Below are 16,058 nucleotides of genomic sequence, written 5' to 3'. Positions count from 1 at the left end.
CACCTGCCGCGGGCGTTCTCACCTGCCGCGGCGCGTCCTCACCCGCCGCCCGCGTCCTCACCCGCCCCGCCCCTGGGTGCCCTCAGCCGCGCGCGTCCCTCTCGCGCAGATCCACGATGCGCTTGAACTTGCCCACCGACCGCTCCAGCGTCTCCGGGTCGACGATCTCCACGCCCACCGAGACGCCGATGCCGTCCTTCACCGCCGCCGCGATCTCCCGGGCCGCGCTCTCGCGCCGCGCCGCCGGAGTGTCCGCGCGGGCCTCGGCCCGCACCGTCAGGGCGTCCATCCGGCCCTCCCGCGTCAGCCGCAGCTGGAAGTGCGGGGCGATGCCCGGCGTGCGCAGCACGATCTCCTCGATCTGGGTGGGGAAGAGATTGACCCCGCGCAGGATCACCATGTCGTCGCTGCGGCCCGTCACCTTCTCCATCCGCCGGAAGATCCGCGCCGTACCGGGCAGGAGCCGCGTCAGGTCCCGTGTCCGGTAGCGGATGACGGGCATGGCCTCCTTCGTGAGCGCGGTGAACACCAGCTCGCCGCGCTCGCCGTCCGGCAGCCGCTCGCCCGTGATCGGGTCCACGACCTCCGGATAGAAGTGGTCCTCCCAGATGTGCAGCCCGTCCTTGGTCTCCACGCACTCCTGCGCGACGCCGGGGCCGATCACCTCGGAGAGGCCGTAGATGTCCACGGCGTCGATCGCGAAGCGCTCCTCGATCTCGCGCCGCATCTCCTCCGTCCACGGCTCCGCCCCGAAGATGCCGACGCGCAGGGACGTCGTACGGGGATCGATGCCCTGCCGCTCGAACTCCTCCAGGAGGGTGAGCATGTACGACGGGGTCACCATGATGATCTCGGGACGGAGGTCCTGGATCAGCCGCACCTGGCGCGCCGTCATGCCGCCGGAGGCCGGGATCACCGTGCAGCCCAGCCGCTCCGCCCCGTAGTGCGCGCCCAGGCCGCCGGTGAACAGGCCGTACCCGTAGGCCACATGGACCTTGTCGCCGGGGCGGCCGCCCGCCGCGCGGATCGAGCGCGCGACCACGTCCGCCCACATGGAGAGGTCCTGCTCGGTGTAGCCGACGAGCGTCGGCAGCCCCGTCGTACCGCTGGAGGCGTGCAGCCTGCGCACCTCCGACTGCTCGACCGCGAACATCCCGAAGGGGTAGTTGGCCCGCAGGTCGTCCTTGGTGGTGAACGGGAACCGCGCGAGGTCGGCGAGGCTGCGGCAGTCGTCGGGGTGCAGCCCCGCCTTGTCGAAGGAGGCCCGGTAGAACGGGACGTTCTCGTACGCGTGCAGCAGGGTGTCCTGCAGCCGTTCCAGCTGAAGGGCCCCGAGCTCACGGGGGCCGAGCCGTTCCGCCGCGTCGAGCAGTAGCGGCATGCGCGTCATAAAGAGTGCTCCCGTCCTGAACGGGCGACCGATCATTCGGTCGTCGATCTTCTGTGCAGCTCAGTAATCCAGGCCCGGCAGTGGGCGTCAAGAGATCCGGCGCAGCTGCTTTGAGCTGGGGCGCAAGGGCATGGGCCACCGTCATGGGCCACATACGTCGGCATTGCCCGGGCCGGGCCCGGGATGTGATGATCACCCGCATGCCGACATTCAGCGCGTACGACGGGACGGAGCTCGCCTACCACGAGAAGGGGGAGGGGGAGCCGCTGCTCGTCGTGCCGGGTGGCCCGATGCGCGCCTCCGTCTACCTCGACGACCTCGGGGGACTCGCCGCGCGACGCCGTCTGATCCTGCTCGACCTGCGCGGCACGGGCGACTCGGCGGTGCCGGACGACCCGGCGACGTACCGCTGCGAGCGGCTCGTCGACGACATCGAGGCGCTGCGCGAGCACCTCGGGCTCGACCGGGTCGACGTGCTCGGCCACTCGGCCGGCGCCGACCTGGTCACCCTGTACGCGGCCCGCCACCCGAAGCGGATCCGCACCCTCGTCCTCGTGACCCCCGCGACCCTCGCGGTGGGCGGCGTCGTGACTGTGGAGGACCGGATGGGCGCGGCCGCGCTGCGCAAGGACGAGCCCTGGTACCCGGCGGTCGAGACGGCGCTGCGGGAGATCGCGGCGGGCGGTGCCCCGAGCGCGGGCTGGGACGTCATCGCGCCGCTCACGTACGGCCGTTGGGACGAGCGGGCGCAGGCGCACCGGGCGCAGAGCGCGGCGCAGAAGAACGCGCGGGCCTCGATGGCCTTCTACGGCGAGGCGACCTTCGACCCGCCCGCGACCCGGGCCGCGCTCGCGGAGCTGACGGCCCCCGTGCTGGTCCTGGCGGGCGGCTTCGACGGCGGCCCCAACCCGGCCCGTGCCGAGGAGTTCGCCGCGCTGTTCCCCGGCGGCGTGTGCCAAGTGCAGCCGGGCGGCGGGCACTTCCCGTGGCTCGACGACCCGGAGTGGTTCGCGCGGCGGGTCGAGGGGTTCCTCGCGCAGCACTGACGGCACGACGTGGCGGAGGTGTCGTCGGGCTGGCGGATGGCTCGCGGGGTGTGTGCATACGGCGGGGTGGGACGTTCGGCTCGTACGATGACCGGCGACCCGTGAGCGGTCGCCGGACCGCCGTCAACGACCCCCAGGGGGAACCGCCGTGCGCCTCGCCACCGACACCCGTCGCCTCACCACCGCCGGCGCACTGGCCGCCGTCCTGCTCGCGGGTGGCGGCACGGCCGCCGTGGCGGCGCCCGCTCAACCCACCCGGCCCGCCGCGTCCGCCGCCTCCGCCACGTACGCGGATTCGTACGCCCGGCTGCACTCCCTGGCCGGCCTGTCCGCGCAGCGGCTGGCCACCGCCGACCTGGTCGCCGCGGCCAAGTACGGCACGGACAGCCCCATCGACGACCCGGCCCGCGAGCGCCAGGTCCTCGATGCGGTGGCCCGGCAGGCCGAGGAGGCGGGCGCCGACCCTGAGGCGACCGTGCGGATCTTCCGCGACCAGATCGAGGCCAACAAGGTCGTCCAGCGAGGGCTGTTCCGCCGCTGGGACGCCGACCCGTCCCAGGCCCCGAAGGAGCGGCCCGACCTCGGCGAGGTCCGCGAGGAGATCAACCGCGTCAACGCCGAGTTGGTACGGGGCATCGCCCTGTCGCCGGAGGCGCGGACGGCACCGTACTGCGGTGGAGTCCTGACCGTCGCGGCCGTGCGGGTGCGGCACGAGGATCGGCTCGACGGCCTGCACTTCGTCGCCCTGGGGCGGGCGCTGCGGTCAGTCTGTGCGGGCTGACACGCGCGGTGCGTCGCGGGGGCGCCGGTAGGCGGACCACGGCAGGAAGTACTGGGTGACGGTGCCGACCGCGACGGCGTACAGCACGGTGCCGATGCCCACCGTCCCGCCGAGCAGCCAGCCCGCCGCGAGCACGGTGAGCTCGACGACGGTGCGGACCCGCCGCAGTGAGTGGCCGGTCAGGGCGGCCGCGCCCGTCATCAGCCCGTCCCGGGGCCCGGGCCCGAAGCGCGCGCCCACGTAGACGGCGACGGAGAGACCGTTGAGGACCACCCCGCCCGCGAGCAGCCCGAGCCGGGCGGGCAGGCCCAGGCCGGCGGGGAGGACGAGCAGGCCGAGGTCGGAAGAGACGGCCAGGACGGCGATGTTGGCGAAGGTCCCGAACGTCGGCCGCTGCTTCAGCGGGATCCACAGCAGCAGCACGAGCACGCCGAGCACGGCGCTGATGGTGCCGAAGCTGAGGGACGTGCGGTGCTCCAGACCTTCGTAGAGCACGCTCCACGGGTTCACGCCGAGCGCCGCCCGGACCAGCATCGAGAGGCTGAACCCGTAGAGGGCGAGGCCGAGAAGGAGCTGGGGCAGACGTCGCAACGGCCGCTCGTGGAAAGGGACGTACGAGATGTCGTGCCGCATTGGTCTGGCCTCCGTGCCGGGTGAGCGTGTGCGCGCTTCGAGGACCGCGAGCGAAGCCGCGTGCCTTCAAAGCCATTGCGGCCACTCTGTAGAGTGATTGGCCCGGAAAGTACAGCCAATTTCAGGAGAATGGTGTGGTCGACGCGCGCCCGGAGCGGGTCACGGCCGTGGACGAGCAGGTCCGCAGGACGGACCGGACCGTGCTCGGCAGCCGGCAGCTCGCCGCGCTGCTGCCCGACCCCGCCGACATGCGGCCCGCCTACCGGCATCTGGCCCGTGCCATCAGCGAGTTGATCCTGGACGGCCGGATCGCCCTGCACGTCAGACTGCCCGCCGAACGCGAGCTGGCGGCCGCGCTCGACACCAGCAGGACCACCGTCACCGCCGTGTACGACCTGCTGCGCGAGAGCGGTTACGCGCACAGCCGTCAGGGCGCCGGCACCTGGACCGCGCTGCCCGAGGGACGCGCCCCGCACGGCGTGCGCCGGTTCCTCGCGGCCGAGGACACCGCGATCGACCTGGCCAGGGCGGCTCCCGGCCTGCCGCAGCAGGAGCTCACCGACGCGCTCGCCCGGGTCGGGCCCCAGCTGGCTGCCCACGCGCACACTCCCGGCTACCACCCGTACGGCCTGCCCGAACTCCGGGCAGCCGTCGCCGAGCGCTACACCCGGCGAGGGCTCGCCACCGTGCCCGAGCAGATCCTGATCACCTCGGGCGCCCAGCACGCGCTGACCCTCGTCCTGGGACTCCTGAGCAGCCCCGGCGACCGCATCCTGGTCGAGAACCCGTCCTACCCGAACGCGCTGGAGGCGATGCGCCGCGGCCGGCTGCGCACGCTCTCCGTACCCGTCACGGAGGAGGGCTGGGACAGCGATGTCGTCGAGTCGGCCTTCCGCCAGTCGGTGCCCCAACTCGCCTACTTGATACCGGACTTCCACAACCCGACCGGTTGTCTCATGGCGCCGGAGGAGCGGGCCGGGGTGCTGCACGCCGCTCGGCGGTGCGGCTCCTGGGTCGTCGTCGACGAGACCCTCGCCGAGCTCGCCCTCGATGTACCTGCTCCGGCGCCCTTCGCCTCGCACGCCGCGCCGGGCGGCACCGGCCAGCTCATCACCCTCGGCTCCATGAGCAAGACCCACTGGGCGGGCCTGCGCATCGGCTGGCTGCGGGCGCCCGCCCGGCTCGTCACCGAACTCGCCGGACAGCGCGTCGCCACCGACATGGGCGGCTCCGTCCTCGACCAACTCCTGGCCCTCGACCTCCTGGACCGGACGGACGACCTGCTGCCCCGGCGGCTGGAGCAGCTGCGGGCGGGACGCGCCGCGCTCACCGCAGCCCTGGCCGAGCACCTCCCGGGCTGGAGCTGGCACCTGCCGCCCGGCGGCCTGTCACTCTGGGTGGATCTGGGCGAGCCGATCGGCTCGGCGCTGGCCGAGCGGTCGCTCGACCACGGGGTACGGATCGAGAGCGGCTCCTGCTTCGCCACCGATCCGGGTATCTTCGAGCAACGGCTCCGCATCCCGTACACCACCTCGCCGGACACCCTGCGCGAGGCGGTGCGCCGGATGGCCGCCGCGCTCGCGGACGATCCGGTGCGGTCACGGGTCGGTGCGCGGTCGCACTGGGTGGCCTGAGACAGGGCGAAATCAGTGGGTGACCTGAGACAGTGCCGAGTCACTGAGTGGTCGGAGGCGGAGCCGGATCACTGGGCGGCTTGAGACAGTGCCAAAATCGGCATCGCCCACCGAAATCGGGGTCGACCCCATGACCCGAACGTCAACGCGACGACGCAGCTCAGGAGCTCGCAATTGGCACTGGACCTCAACCTGTTGCGCGTGCTCGACGCCCTGCTCCAGGAGAACAGCGTGACCCGCGCCGCCGAGCGGCTCGGCACGTCACCCGCGGCCGTCAGCCGCATGCTGGCCCGCCTGCGCCGCGCCGTCGGCGACCCGCTGCTGGTCCGCGCCGGGCAGCGCATGGTTCCCACGCCGCGCGCCCTGGAGCTGCGCGGCGAGGTCGGCGAACTGCTGCGCGGCTGTGCCGACTTGCTGCGCCCCGGGGCGGGGTTCGCCGCGGGCCGGCTCCAGCGCACGTTCACGGTGCAGGCTACCGACCTGCTCCTGGCGGGACTCGCGGGGACGTTGACCGACCGGATCCACGCCGAGGCCCCGCACGTGGACGTGGTGTTTCTGCCTGAGTCGGTGGAGGGCGGCCCCGCACTGCGCCAGGGCTGGCTGGACGTGGAACTGGGCTCGCTGGGCCATCTGGACCCGGAGATCCGGACCCAGCGGCTCGTCACGACGAGGGTGGTGGCCGTCGCCCGCAGCGGTCACCCTCTCTTCGACGGGCCGATCGACGCGCGCCGCTTCGCCGCCGCCGACCACATCGGCATCTCGCGGCTCGGCAAACGCCAGGGCCCCATCGACGGCGCCCTCGCGGAGCTCGGCCTGCGCCGCAGGACCGCGGTCGTCGTGCCGAGCCACACCAGTGCGATGGTCCTCGCCAGGAACACCGACCTCGTCGCGCTGACCCTGGACGACTGGCTCACGGACACCATCTCGGCCCTCGGCCTGCGCACGTTCCCGATCCCACTGGACCTCGACCCGGTCGAGCTCGGCATGGCGTGGCACCCACGCAACTCCTCGGACCCGGGACACCGTTGGTTCCGCGAGCACTTGGCGGCAGCGGTGCTGGGGGCGGGGTCCGCAGTCTAGGACTTGCAGCTGTGCCGGGCTTTGAGGAGCTGTTTGACGCGCGCGTCTTCAACGAGGACGGTGTCCTGCCGCACGTGTTCTTCTGGGACGTCGTTGAGGAGACCGTCGCGTCGTTGGCCTGCCCCGTGGGCTCGGCGACGTGCTGTTCGAAGGGTTCGCGTAGGGACGGCAGGCCAGGCTCAACCTGGGTCCAGAAGTGGTGAAGGGCGGCCACGTCCTTGGCCAGGAGCCATCGCATGACCTCCGGGCACCAGTGGTTCTCCCGTCCAGGTACGGCAGGAGTGAACGGAGGGTGCGCGCACTCCCAGTTGTATTCGCCCCAGAATAGTGGCGCGCTGAACTCATCGAAGGGCGTACGGAGCCCGGGCCGGACGAATCTTCGCATTGTGTCCCAGCGTTCACCGGCCCAGAAGTGCGGCTTGTACGAGGTGAGGGTGTTGCGGAACTCGTAGCGTGCGTACCAGGGGGCGCTCGCGGCATCAGGCCAGGTCCATCCCTCCGTATGGTTCGCCTCCCACACGTCGTCACTGCCGCACGCGGCGGTCTCTACCAGGTCGGCCCGCAGCTCGGTCGGCACCGCTTCTATGAATGCGCAGTCGACGATCAGGAGTTCCATGCACAGGCCCATGTGCAGCGAGCGTAGGTCAGCTCACGGACTCCGGCGATCACTTATCCACGGGACGGATGTGCAGTTCAGCCAAGAAAGCTCGGACATCCGCAGCCGTCTGCGCCGGCGTCGGCCGAGGGCCGGAGGGGATCACCGGCTGGGCCGTGACGGTGGCCGTGTCGTTGCCCCAGACACAGCGTGAACTGGTCGTGTTCGCGACCTCGTACTTCACGCAGCGCAGCTTGCCCCCAATAGGGCCGGGAGCGTAGTTCCGTACCTTGCCCGAATCCACACTCGTATTGAGAAGTACCGAGATGACCTCGTCGTCCTCACCCGGATCGGAGACGTCGACGGTCGGGTTGAGTTCCAGGGTGACCGCGTAGGATTTCTTGCCGTCCGGGCGCACGTAGGTCGCGTGAACTCTTTCCTTGGTCGGGTCGAGATTGTCGCCGCCATGCGTCGTCGACCACAGTGACTCGTCGTCCTTGCCCGCGAGCCGGTACTCAGCGAAGCCGACTGGCATCTCGGCAGTGTGCTTGACCGGCGCCTCGCCCTCATCCCCCGTCGCGAACCAGATGCCGACTCCCGCCCCGGCCACGAGGACGACGGCAACGGCTCCACCGATCACCCTCCGACGTTTGCGGAGCCGGGCCGTCCGCTCCCTGGCGGCCGCCCAGTCGATCGGGCGTCCCAGGGGCCAGCCATCATGGGCGGCCGGTGGGCTCACGTGCGAAGCGTCGTCGGAATCGGAGGGCGTCCCTGGGTGCGGCATGCTGTTCTCCCTTTAAGACGTCGTTGCATTTGGCGGTGATCGTTAGACTGCGGACGTGGCGAGCGCAGAGGACGAAACGGAAACTGTCTGCCGGGTCTGTGGTTTTGAGGGTGAGGTGTTCTGGGAGGGCGGCTGGCCGAATGAGGCAGCCATCTGTCCCTGCTGCGACAACGAGCCCGATGTCGGGGACGCCAGCGTCATGGGCCTGCGCAACTACCGCGGATACTGGGTGGGACAAGGCGCCCCGTGGAGCAGCCCGTTGGCGGAGCGCAAGCATAAGCGCCAGGGGTGGGACCTGCTGAAGCAGATGCAGAACATCCCGCCACAGTGGCGCTGATCTGGGCGATCGGTAAGTGCGTCACGGCGTGAGCCGGCGGTAGCAGATGAGGGTGGCTGCGATCCCGGCGAAAGCGAGGAAGTGCTCGGGCTTACGTTCATAGCGGCGGTGGAGGCGGCGGCAGCCACTCAGCCAACTCATCGTGCGCTCAGAGGCGGCGGCAGCCACTCAGCCAACTCATCGTGCGCTCAACGGTCCAGCGGTGCTGCCCCAGGCGGGCGGAGGACTCGATGCCCCTGCGGGCGATCCGCGGCACGATGTTACGGCTGTGGAGCCATCGGCGCAGGTGGCCGTAGTCGTAGCTCTTATCCGCATGGAGTTTGGCGGGCCTACGTCGCCTGGGCCCGCGACGAGAGCGGATTGGCGGGATCCCCCGCACGAGGGGTTCAAGTCCGTGGCTGTCGTGGGTGTTCGCGGCGGAGATGCCGATCGACAGGGGCAGCCCGGTCCGCTCGGTGATCAAGTGGATCTTTGAGCCCTTTTGCCGCGATCTACGGGATTCGGGCCTGTCAGGTCCCCCCTTTCATCGCCCGCAGGTTCACCGAATCGATCGCGCACCGGGACCGTCCAGCTCACCCCTCGCGCCGAGTTCGTCCAGCACCAGGCGGTGGAGCTTGGCCCAGAGGCGGGCTTCACTCCACTCGGTGAACCGCCGATACACCGTCGACCATGACGGCCCGAACGCCTCCGGCGTCTGCCGCCAAGTCCAGCCGGAAGTGGCCACGAACATGATCGCGGCGAGCACCTCTCGGTCCCCATGCCGCCGCCGACCACCGCCTTGCTGCCCGCACCGGGGCCACCGGCACCACGCGTGCGAACAACTCCCATAACCCGTCCGGGACTAGACGCTCCACGATCGTCATGCACGAACGCTACCAATCACCCAAATGCAGCGACGTCTAAGTACTCGGCTTACGTACTCGGCTCGGTGTCACGCAACAGTTGGGCCACGTGGATGGACGAACACCACCATCCAGTAGAAGCCGAGGAGGTACGGCTGACCCGTAGGCCTGTGGTGAGCTTACCGAGTCTTACGCGGGCCGCGAAGGTGAGCAAAGCGTGGTGCAGGAAGGAAAATCCGAACGCCGCCACAGGCTCTAGGAGCGGCGCCTACGCTACAACGGCCGACGCTTGGCGGGTGCCGCCGGGCGCTGAGGCGTGCCGTCGTGAACACCGGACTGTGTCGTCAGCGCACCGCCCGGCACGGGCGGCTCGGGAGACGGGCTCGCATGACCCGGCAGGGGCGTGTGGTCGACGGGTGCGCCTTGCAATCCTCGACCCGCTTCCTGGGTGTCCAGGTACCTGGCGATGAGGTGCGCGAACTGCGGCATCTGTTGCCGAAGCCGGTCAGCCACCTCAGGCTGCTCGCCCAGTCGATGTTCCCGTGGTCGCTGACCATGACTTGCCCTCCGGCAGGCCCAGTCGGCGCCGTCACCCTCCCCACGAGGGCGGATGCCCATGGTGATCCTTGCTCCCGGGCCGCAGCACCATAGGACGACCGACCGCTGTCACCAGGGTCCAGGGTCACCAGGGGGTGGGCCCGCACCGACCAGACTGGCGCCGCCGAGCCGTAAGGCAGGCAGGCGGCGCGAGTGCATCCAGACTGATGCGCATGCGCGCATGCGCATGACCGGCCGGACGGGCCTCACCCCGCACCTCCCGGCCGGTCGTGCCGCCCGCGAGGCCCGCCAGCTACCCCCGCCACCTACCCCGCAGCCGCCACCCTCTTAGCCCACCGATAGTCCGCCTTGCCGCTCGGTGAGCGTTGGATGTGGTCCGTGAAGACCACGGCGCGCGGGATCTTGTAGCCCGCGAGTCGCTCACGGCAGTGCGACTGGATCGCCGACAGGTCCAACGCCGAGGCCCCGGCCCGGAGTTGGACGACCGCCGCTACGCTGCTTCCCCACCGCGCATCGGGCACCCCGGCCACCAGCGCGTCGTACACGTCCGGATGGGACTTGAGGGCCTGCTCGACCTCCTCCGGATACACCTTCTCGCCGCCCGTGTTGATGCACTGCGAACCGCGGCCGAGCACGGTGACGATGCCGGCCTCGTCGACCGTCGCCATGTCGCCGAGCAGTACCCAGCGCTCCTCGCCCTTCTGGAAGAAGGTCTCCGCGGTCTTCGCCGGGTCGTTGTAGTAGCCGAGCGGTACGTGGCCGCGCTGGGCCAGCCGGCCCGGCTCGCCCACCGGGACGGGCTCGTACGTCGCCGGATCCACCACCTGCGTACGCTCGTTGACCTCCAGGCGGAAGCCCTTCTCCGGGCCCGAGTCGTCCGTCGCCCGGCCGTTGGAACCCGACTCGGACGAGCCGAAGTTGTTCAGGAGCAGGACGTTCGGCACCAGCTCCTGGAACTGGGCGCGGACCGTCTCGGACATGATCGCCCCGGACGAGGAGACGCTGAACAGGGATGACAGATCCGTGCCCTTGAGCGGGCCGCGCAGCGCGTCGATGAGCGGCCGCAGCATCGCGTCGCCGACCAGCGAGACGCTGGACACCTTCTCCCTCTCGATCGTGCGCAGCACCTCTTCCGGGACGTACTTGCGGTGCAGGGCCACCCGCTGCCCGTAGTTGAAGGCGATGAACGACGTCAGCGTCGACGTGCCGTGCATCAGCGGGGGAGCGGGGAAGAAGGTGAGGCCGGGGCCGCCCGCCGCGACGCGTTCGGCCAGCTCCTCGGGGCGCTTCACCGGTTCGCCGGTGGGCTCGCCGCCGAAGAGTCCCGCGAAGAACAAGTCCTCCTGACGCCACATCACCCCCTTCGGCATACCCGTCGTGCCGCCGGTGTAGATGATGAAGAGGTCGTCGCCGGAGCGCGGGCCGAAGCCGCGCTCGGGTGAGCCCGCCGCCTCCGCGTCGGCGAAGGCCACCACGTCGAGCGGGGGAGCGTCCGCGGGGGGCGCCCCCACCCGTATCAGGTGCCGCAGCTTCTCCGTGCGCGGCAGCGCCGCCGCTACGCGCCCGGTGAACTCGGCGTCGAACACGAGCGCCGCGAGGTCCGCGTCCCGGTAGAGGTAGACCAACTCCTTCTCGATGTAGCGGTAGTTGACGTTGACCGGCACCAGGCGTGCCTTCAGGCAGCCGAGGACGGTCTGCAGATACTCGACGCCGTTGTACAGGTGCAGGCCCAGATGCTCGCCGGGCCTGAGGCCGCTGTCGATGAGGTGGTGGGCGATGCGGTTGGCGGCCGCGTCGAGCGCGGCATACGTCAGCCGGTGCTCCGCGCCGGTGCCGGGATGGTCGATGTAGACGAGCGCCTCACGGTCGGGGACCACGTCGACGACCGACTCGAACAGGTCGGCAAGGTTGTACTCCACCGCACTCCTCCTGACCCCGGTGCCCCACGGCGACGTCCGGCCCGGCGGTTCGTCGGGCTGGGCGGCCTCGGCGACCTTCGTCGGGTCGCCCGGCCTGGCGGTCATCAGACCAGAGCGGCCACCAAGTGGGAAGGGGCCCCACGGAGGAAAACTGACTAGGTGTCAGAAAACTATTGAACTGGCTCCCCGGCTACTGCAACCTGTTCCAGGTCCGGAGGCGACAGGCCGCCCGCGCGGTGGCCGTCGATGGAGGGAGCACGGCACATGGGTGGGACGGAACACCTCTCCGTGCGGCGCGAGGGCGCCACACTGATACTCACACTGAACAGGCCCGAGGCGAAGAACGCGCTGTCCCTCGCGATGCTCGTGGGCCTCTACGACGGGTGGCTCGCGGCCGACGAGGACGACGAGGTCCGCTCCATCGTGCTCACCGGCGCGGGCGGCGCGTTCTGCGCCGGCATGGACCTCAAGGCCCTCGCGGGCAAGGGCATGGAGGGCGAGCAGTACCGGGACCGCCTCGCGGCCGACCCCGATCTGCACTGGAAGGCGATGCTGCGCCACCACCGCCCCCGCAAGCCCGTCATCGCCGCCGTCGAGGGCCACTGCGTGGCCGGCGGGACGGAGATCCTGCAGGGCACGGACATCCGCGTCGCCGGTGAATCGGCCACCTTCGGACTCTTCGAGGTCCGGCGAGGGCTCTTCCCCATCGGCGGGTCGACCGTGCGGCTGCCCCGGCAGATCCCGCGTACGCACGCCCTGGAGATGCTGCTCACCGGGCGGCCCTACTCGGCGACGGAGGCCGCCGCCGTCGGCCTCGTCGGACACGTCGTACCGGACGGCACGGCCCTGGAGAAGGCGCTGGTCATCGCCGAGCAGATCAACGCGTGCGGGCCGCTGGCCGTGGAGGCGGTCAAAGCGTCAGTGTACGAGGCGGCGGAGCTGACGGAGGCGGAGGGCCTCGCGGCCGAACTGAAGCGGGGGTGGCCCGTCTTCGACACGGCCGACGCCAAGGAGGGCTCCCGCGCCTTCGCGGAGAAACGCGCCCCAGTGTTCCGGCGCGAGTAGGCCTCCCCTCGACCGCGAGGCCGCCCCTGGCCGGCCGCGCGGTTGCCCACGCCCCGTGCAGGGGCACCCCGTCGTCGCTTGAAACGGAGTCCCGGTCATGGCATCCGCCTCCCCCGAAGCCCTGCGTGCCCCTCTGGTCGTCGAGTTCCCCTTCACCCGTTCCCTCGGACCCGTGCAGAGCGCCTTCCTCACCGGGCTGCGCGAGCGCACCCTGCTCGGGGTCAGGACCGGGGACGGACGCACCCTCGTGCCGCCCGTCGAGTACGACCCGGTGACCGCCGAGGAGATACGCGACCTGGTGGAGGTCGCCCCCACCGGCACCGTCACCACCTGGGCCTGGAACCACGAACCTCGCCGCGGCCAGCCCCTCGACACCCCCTTCGCCTGGGTCCTGGTGCGGCTCGACGGCGCCGACACCGCGCTGCTCCACGCACTCGACGCACCGGGCCCCGACGCCGTCCGCACCGGGATGCGCGTCCGCGTCCGCTGGGCCGCTGAGCGCGTCGGCGCCATCACCGACATCGCCTGCTTCGAACCGTACGAGGAAGACGACGCCCGCGCCGAAATCACGCCGCACAGCGGTGAGTTCACCGACCCCGTCACCGGGATCGTCGCCGCCGCCCGGCTCGACTACACCTACTCGCCCGGCCGCGCCCAGAGCGCCTACATCCACGCCCTCTCCGAGCAGAAGACCGTCGGCGAGCGCTGCCCCTCCTGCCGCAAGGTGTACGTCCCGCCGCGCGGCGCCTGCCCCACCTGCGGGGTCGGCACGGTGGAGCGGGTCGAGGTCGGACCGCGCGGCACCGTCACCACGTACTGCATCGTCAACATCAAGGCGAAGAACCTCGACATCGAAGTGCCCTACGTCTACGCGCACATCGCGCTCGACGGCGCCGACCTCGCCCTGCACGCACGCATCGCGGGCATCCCCTACGGCGAGGTCCGCATGGGCCTGCGCGTCGAACCCGTGTGGACCGAGGGCGGCCGCTATCCCGACCACTACCGGCCCACGGGTGAGCCCGACGCCGACTACGACACATACAAGGAGCTGGTGTGATGGCGCCCCGCAAGCCCACCGTGATGCGGCCCGCCCGCGACGTCGCCGTCGTCGCCTTCGGGCAGAGCGACCATCTGCGCACTACCGACGAGCTCTCCGAGGTCGAGATGCTCATGCCGGTACTGCACGAGGTGCTCGCCGCCACCGGCCTCAAGACCAGCGACATCGGGTTCACCTGCTCCGGCTCGTCCGACTACCTCGCCGGGCGCGCCTTCTCGTTCACCATGGCGCTCGACGGGGTGGGCGCCTGGCCGCCGATCTCGGAGTCGCACGTCGAGATGGACGGCGCCTGGGCGCTGTACGAGGCATGGGTGAAGCTGCAGACCGGCGAGGCCGACACCGCGCTCGTGTACTCCTACGGCAAGTCCTCGCCCGGCTCGGTGCGCGACGTGCTGACCCGCCAGCTCGACCCGTACTTCGTGGCCCCGCTCTGGCCGGACTCCGTGGCGCTCGCCGCCCTCCAGGCACAGGCCCTGATCGACGCGGGCGAGACGGACGAGCCTGCGCTGGCCGGCGTCGCGCGCCGCAGCCGTGCCGACGCGGAGAGCAACTCCCATGCGCAGCTGCGCGGTTCGGTCGCCCAGGGCGAGTACGCCGTCCGCCCCCTGCGCACCGGGGACTGCCCGCCGATCGGGGACGGAGCCGCCGCCGTGATCCTTGCCGCGGGGGACCGGGCCGGGGAGCTGTGCGGGCGCCCGGCGTGGATCCGGGGCATCGACCACCGCATCGAGGCACACGCCCTGGGCGTACGCGACCTCACCGACTCACCCTCGACGCGGCTGGCCGCCGAACGCGCCGGAGTCTTCGAACGCCCCGTGGACACCGCAGAGTTGCACGCCCCCTTCACCTCCCAGGAAGTCGTCCTGCGCAAGGTCCTGGAGCTCGGCGACGACGTGGCGGTCAACCCCTCCGGCGGCGCCCTCGCCGCCAACCCCGTCATGGCCGCGGGACTCATCCGGCTCGGCGAGGCCGCCGCCCGCATCCACCGGGGCGCCTCGGACCGGGCCGTCGCGCACGCCACCTCCGGGCCCTGCCTCCAGCAGAACCTGGTCGCCGTCCTGGAAGGAGACGCACGATGAGCACTCCGGTGGGCAAGGAGCCCGTGGCCGTCGTCGGGATCGGACAGACCCGGCACGTGGCCGCGCGACGGGACGTGTCGATCGCGGGCCTGGTCCGCGAGGCCGCCCAAGCCGCCCTGAAAGACGCCGAGTTGACATGGGCGGACATCGACGCCGTCGTCATCGGCAAGGCCCCGGACTTCTTCGAGGGCGTCATGATGCCGGAGCTGTACCTCGCGGACGCCCTCGGCGCCGTCGGCAAACCCATGCTCCGCGTCCACACGGCGGGCTCCGTCGGCGGCTCCACCGCTCTGGTCGCCGCCAACCTGGTCGCGGGCCGCGTCCACGGCACCGTCCTGACCCTCGCCTTCGAAAAACAGTCGGAATCGAACGCGATGTGGGGCCTCTCCCTGCCCATCCCCTTCCAGCAGCCACTGCTCGCGGGCGCGGGCGGATTCTTCGCCCCGCACGTGCGCGCCTACATGCGACGCACCGGCGCGCCCGACACGGTCGGCTCGCTCGTCGCGTACAAGGACCGCCGCAACGCCCTGAAGAACCCCTTCGCCCACCTCCACGAGCAGGACATCACCCTGGAGAAGGTGCAGGCGTCACCGATGCTGTGGGACCCGATCCGCTACTCGGAGACCTGCCCGTCCTCCGACGGCGCCTGCGCGATGGTCCTCACCGACCGTGCGGGTGCGGCCCGTTCGCCCCGGCCGCCGGCCTGGATGCACGGCGGGGCGATGCGCAGCGAACCGACCCTCTTCGCGGGCAAGGACTTCGTGTCCCCGCAGGCGGGCAAGGACTGCGCCGCCGACGTCTACCGGCAGGCCGGCATCGCGGACCCGCGCCGGGAGATCGACGCCGTCGAGATGTACGTGCCGTTCTCCTGGTACGAGCCGATGTGGCTGGAGAACCTCGGCTTCGCGGCGGAGGGCGAGGGGTGGAAGCTCACCGAGTCCGGCGTGACGCAACTCGACGGTGACCTCCCGGTGAACATGTCCGGCGGCGTCCTGTCGACCAATCCCATCGGCGCCTCCGGGATGATCCGCTTCGCCGAGGCGGCGCTCCAGGTGCGCGGTCAGGCGGGGGAGCACCAAGTCGACGGCGCCCGCAAGGCGCTGGGGCACGCCTACGGAGGCGGCTCGCAGTTCTTCGCCATGTGGCTGGTCGGCGCCGAACCACCCACCACCTGACGGCGCCCGGCCCGCCGGGGTCCGAGGTCCTGCCGTCGCGGCCTGTCCGGCGCCCGGAGCGAAAGCTAGGCTGGCGCCGGACG

At 71.1% G+C, this 16,058-nt stretch carries 13 protein-coding genes and 1 pseudogene; 9 read left to right on the top strand and 5 right to left on the bottom strand.

Features of this window, described 5'->3' with window-relative positions; genetic code table 11:
• Window positions 1-82 precede the first annotated feature (82 nt).
• Window positions 83-1,390 (bottom strand): phenylacetate--CoA ligase PaaK, encoded by a 1,308-nt coding sequence (gene paaK / locus ACZ6CV_RS29475; protein ID WP_469253859.1) that lies wholly within the window; start codon window positions 1,388-1,390, stop codon window positions 83-85.
• A gap of 200 nt (window positions 1,391-1,590) precedes the next feature.
• Here paaK and ACZ6CV_RS29470 point away from each other — a divergent pair, with 200 nt between their 5' ends.
• Together ACZ6CV_RS29470 and aroQ are read left to right on the top strand one after the other, a co-directional pair.
• Window positions 1,591-2,436 carry an alpha/beta fold hydrolase gene (locus ACZ6CV_RS29470; RefSeq protein WP_469253857.1) on the top strand — a complete coding sequence of 282 codons (846 nt, stop codon included), beginning with the start codon at window positions 1,591-1,593 and terminating at the stop codon, window positions 2,434-2,436.
• Window positions 2,437-2,584: 148 nt separating this feature from the next.
• Window positions 2,585-3,217, top strand: coding sequence for a gamma subclass chorismate mutase AroQ (gene aroQ / locus ACZ6CV_RS29465; protein WP_469253856.1), 633 nt, complete (start codon window positions 2,585-2,587; stop codon window positions 3,215-3,217).
• On the opposite strand, the gene yczE is transcribed toward aroQ, so the two are convergent.
• Window positions 3,200-3,850, bottom strand: a complete 651-nt coding sequence (gene yczE, locus ACZ6CV_RS29460; RefSeq protein WP_469253854.1) for a membrane protein YczE — start codon at window positions 3,848-3,850, stop codon at window positions 3,200-3,202. The two genes, aroQ and yczE, sit on opposite strands and share 18 nt — an antisense overlap.
• A gap of 134 nt (window positions 3,851-3,984) precedes the next feature.
• Here yczE and yczR point away from each other — a divergent pair, with 134 nt between their 5' ends.
• Entirely contained in the window at window positions 3,985-5,484 is a 1,500-nt protein-coding gene (yczR, locus tag ACZ6CV_RS29455) for a MocR-like transcription factor YczR (protein ID WP_469253852.1), read from the top strand.
• A gap of 180 nt (window positions 5,485-5,664) precedes the next feature.
• Window positions 5,665-6,564, top strand: a complete 900-nt coding sequence (locus ACZ6CV_RS29450) for a LysR family transcriptional regulator (protein WP_469253970.1) — start codon at window positions 5,665-5,667, stop codon at window positions 6,562-6,564.
• A gap of 665 nt (window positions 6,565-7,229) precedes the next feature.
• On the opposite strand, the gene ACZ6CV_RS29445 is transcribed toward ACZ6CV_RS29450, so the two are convergent.
• Window positions 7,230-7,898, bottom strand: a complete 669-nt coding sequence (locus ACZ6CV_RS29445) for a hypothetical protein (protein WP_469253851.1) — start codon at window positions 7,896-7,898, stop codon at window positions 7,230-7,232.
• A 100-nt stretch (window positions 7,899-7,998) separates the two neighbouring features.
• Between ACZ6CV_RS29445 and ACZ6CV_RS29440 the strand changes: the two genes are divergently transcribed.
• Window positions 7,999-8,280 carry a hypothetical protein gene (locus ACZ6CV_RS29440; protein WP_469253850.1) on the top strand — a complete coding sequence of 94 codons (282 nt, stop codon included), beginning with the start codon at window positions 7,999-8,001 and terminating at the stop codon, window positions 8,278-8,280.
• A 21-nt stretch (window positions 8,281-8,301) separates the two neighbouring features.
• On the opposite strand, the pseudogene ACZ6CV_RS29435 reads toward ACZ6CV_RS29440, so the two are convergent.
• Both ACZ6CV_RS29435 and ACZ6CV_RS29430 read right to left on the bottom strand, forming a co-directional pair.
• Window positions 8,302-9,143, bottom strand: a pseudogene (locus ACZ6CV_RS29435) (IS5 family transposase).
• 842 nt (window positions 9,144-9,985) lie between these two features.
• The gene (locus ACZ6CV_RS29430; protein ID WP_469253968.1) at window positions 9,986-11,599 is read right to left on the bottom strand and encodes an acyl-CoA synthetase; all 1,614 of its coding nucleotides are present in this window, start codon (window positions 11,597-11,599) and stop codon (window positions 9,986-9,988) included.
• Window positions 11,600-11,863: 264 nt separating this feature from the next.
• On the opposite strand from ACZ6CV_RS29430, the gene ACZ6CV_RS29425 reads away from it, so the two are divergent.
• From ACZ6CV_RS29425 to ACZ6CV_RS29410, 4 genes are all read left to right on the top strand, one after another.
• The gene (locus ACZ6CV_RS29425; RefSeq protein WP_469253849.1) at window positions 11,864-12,664 is read left to right on the top strand and encodes a crotonase/enoyl-CoA hydratase family protein; all 801 of its coding nucleotides are present in this window, start codon (window positions 11,864-11,866) and stop codon (window positions 12,662-12,664) included.
• 97 nt (window positions 12,665-12,761) lie between these two features.
• Window positions 12,762-13,721 carry a Zn-ribbon domain-containing OB-fold protein gene (locus ACZ6CV_RS29420; protein ID WP_469253847.1) on the top strand — a complete coding sequence of 320 codons (960 nt, stop codon included), beginning with the start codon at window positions 12,762-12,764 and terminating at the stop codon, window positions 13,719-13,721.
• Window positions 13,721-14,800 (top strand): thiolase domain-containing protein, encoded by a 1,080-nt coding sequence (locus ACZ6CV_RS29415; protein ID WP_469253846.1) that lies wholly within the window; start codon window positions 13,721-13,723, stop codon window positions 14,798-14,800. The genes ACZ6CV_RS29420 and ACZ6CV_RS29415 overlap by 1 nt, the downstream gene beginning before the upstream one ends.
• Before the next feature lie 8 nt (window positions 14,801-14,808).
• A complete protein-coding gene (locus ACZ6CV_RS29410; protein WP_469253967.1) occupies window positions 14,809-15,975 on the top strand; it encodes a thiolase domain-containing protein in 1,167 nt (388 codons plus the stop codon).
• Window positions 15,976-16,058 lie beyond the last annotated feature (83 nt).

Source organism: Streptomyces sp. NPDC041713 (assembly GCF_055591085.1).
The sequence above is the reverse complement of the archived record's forward strand: the minus strand, read 5'-3'. Positions and strand labels throughout refer to the sequence as shown.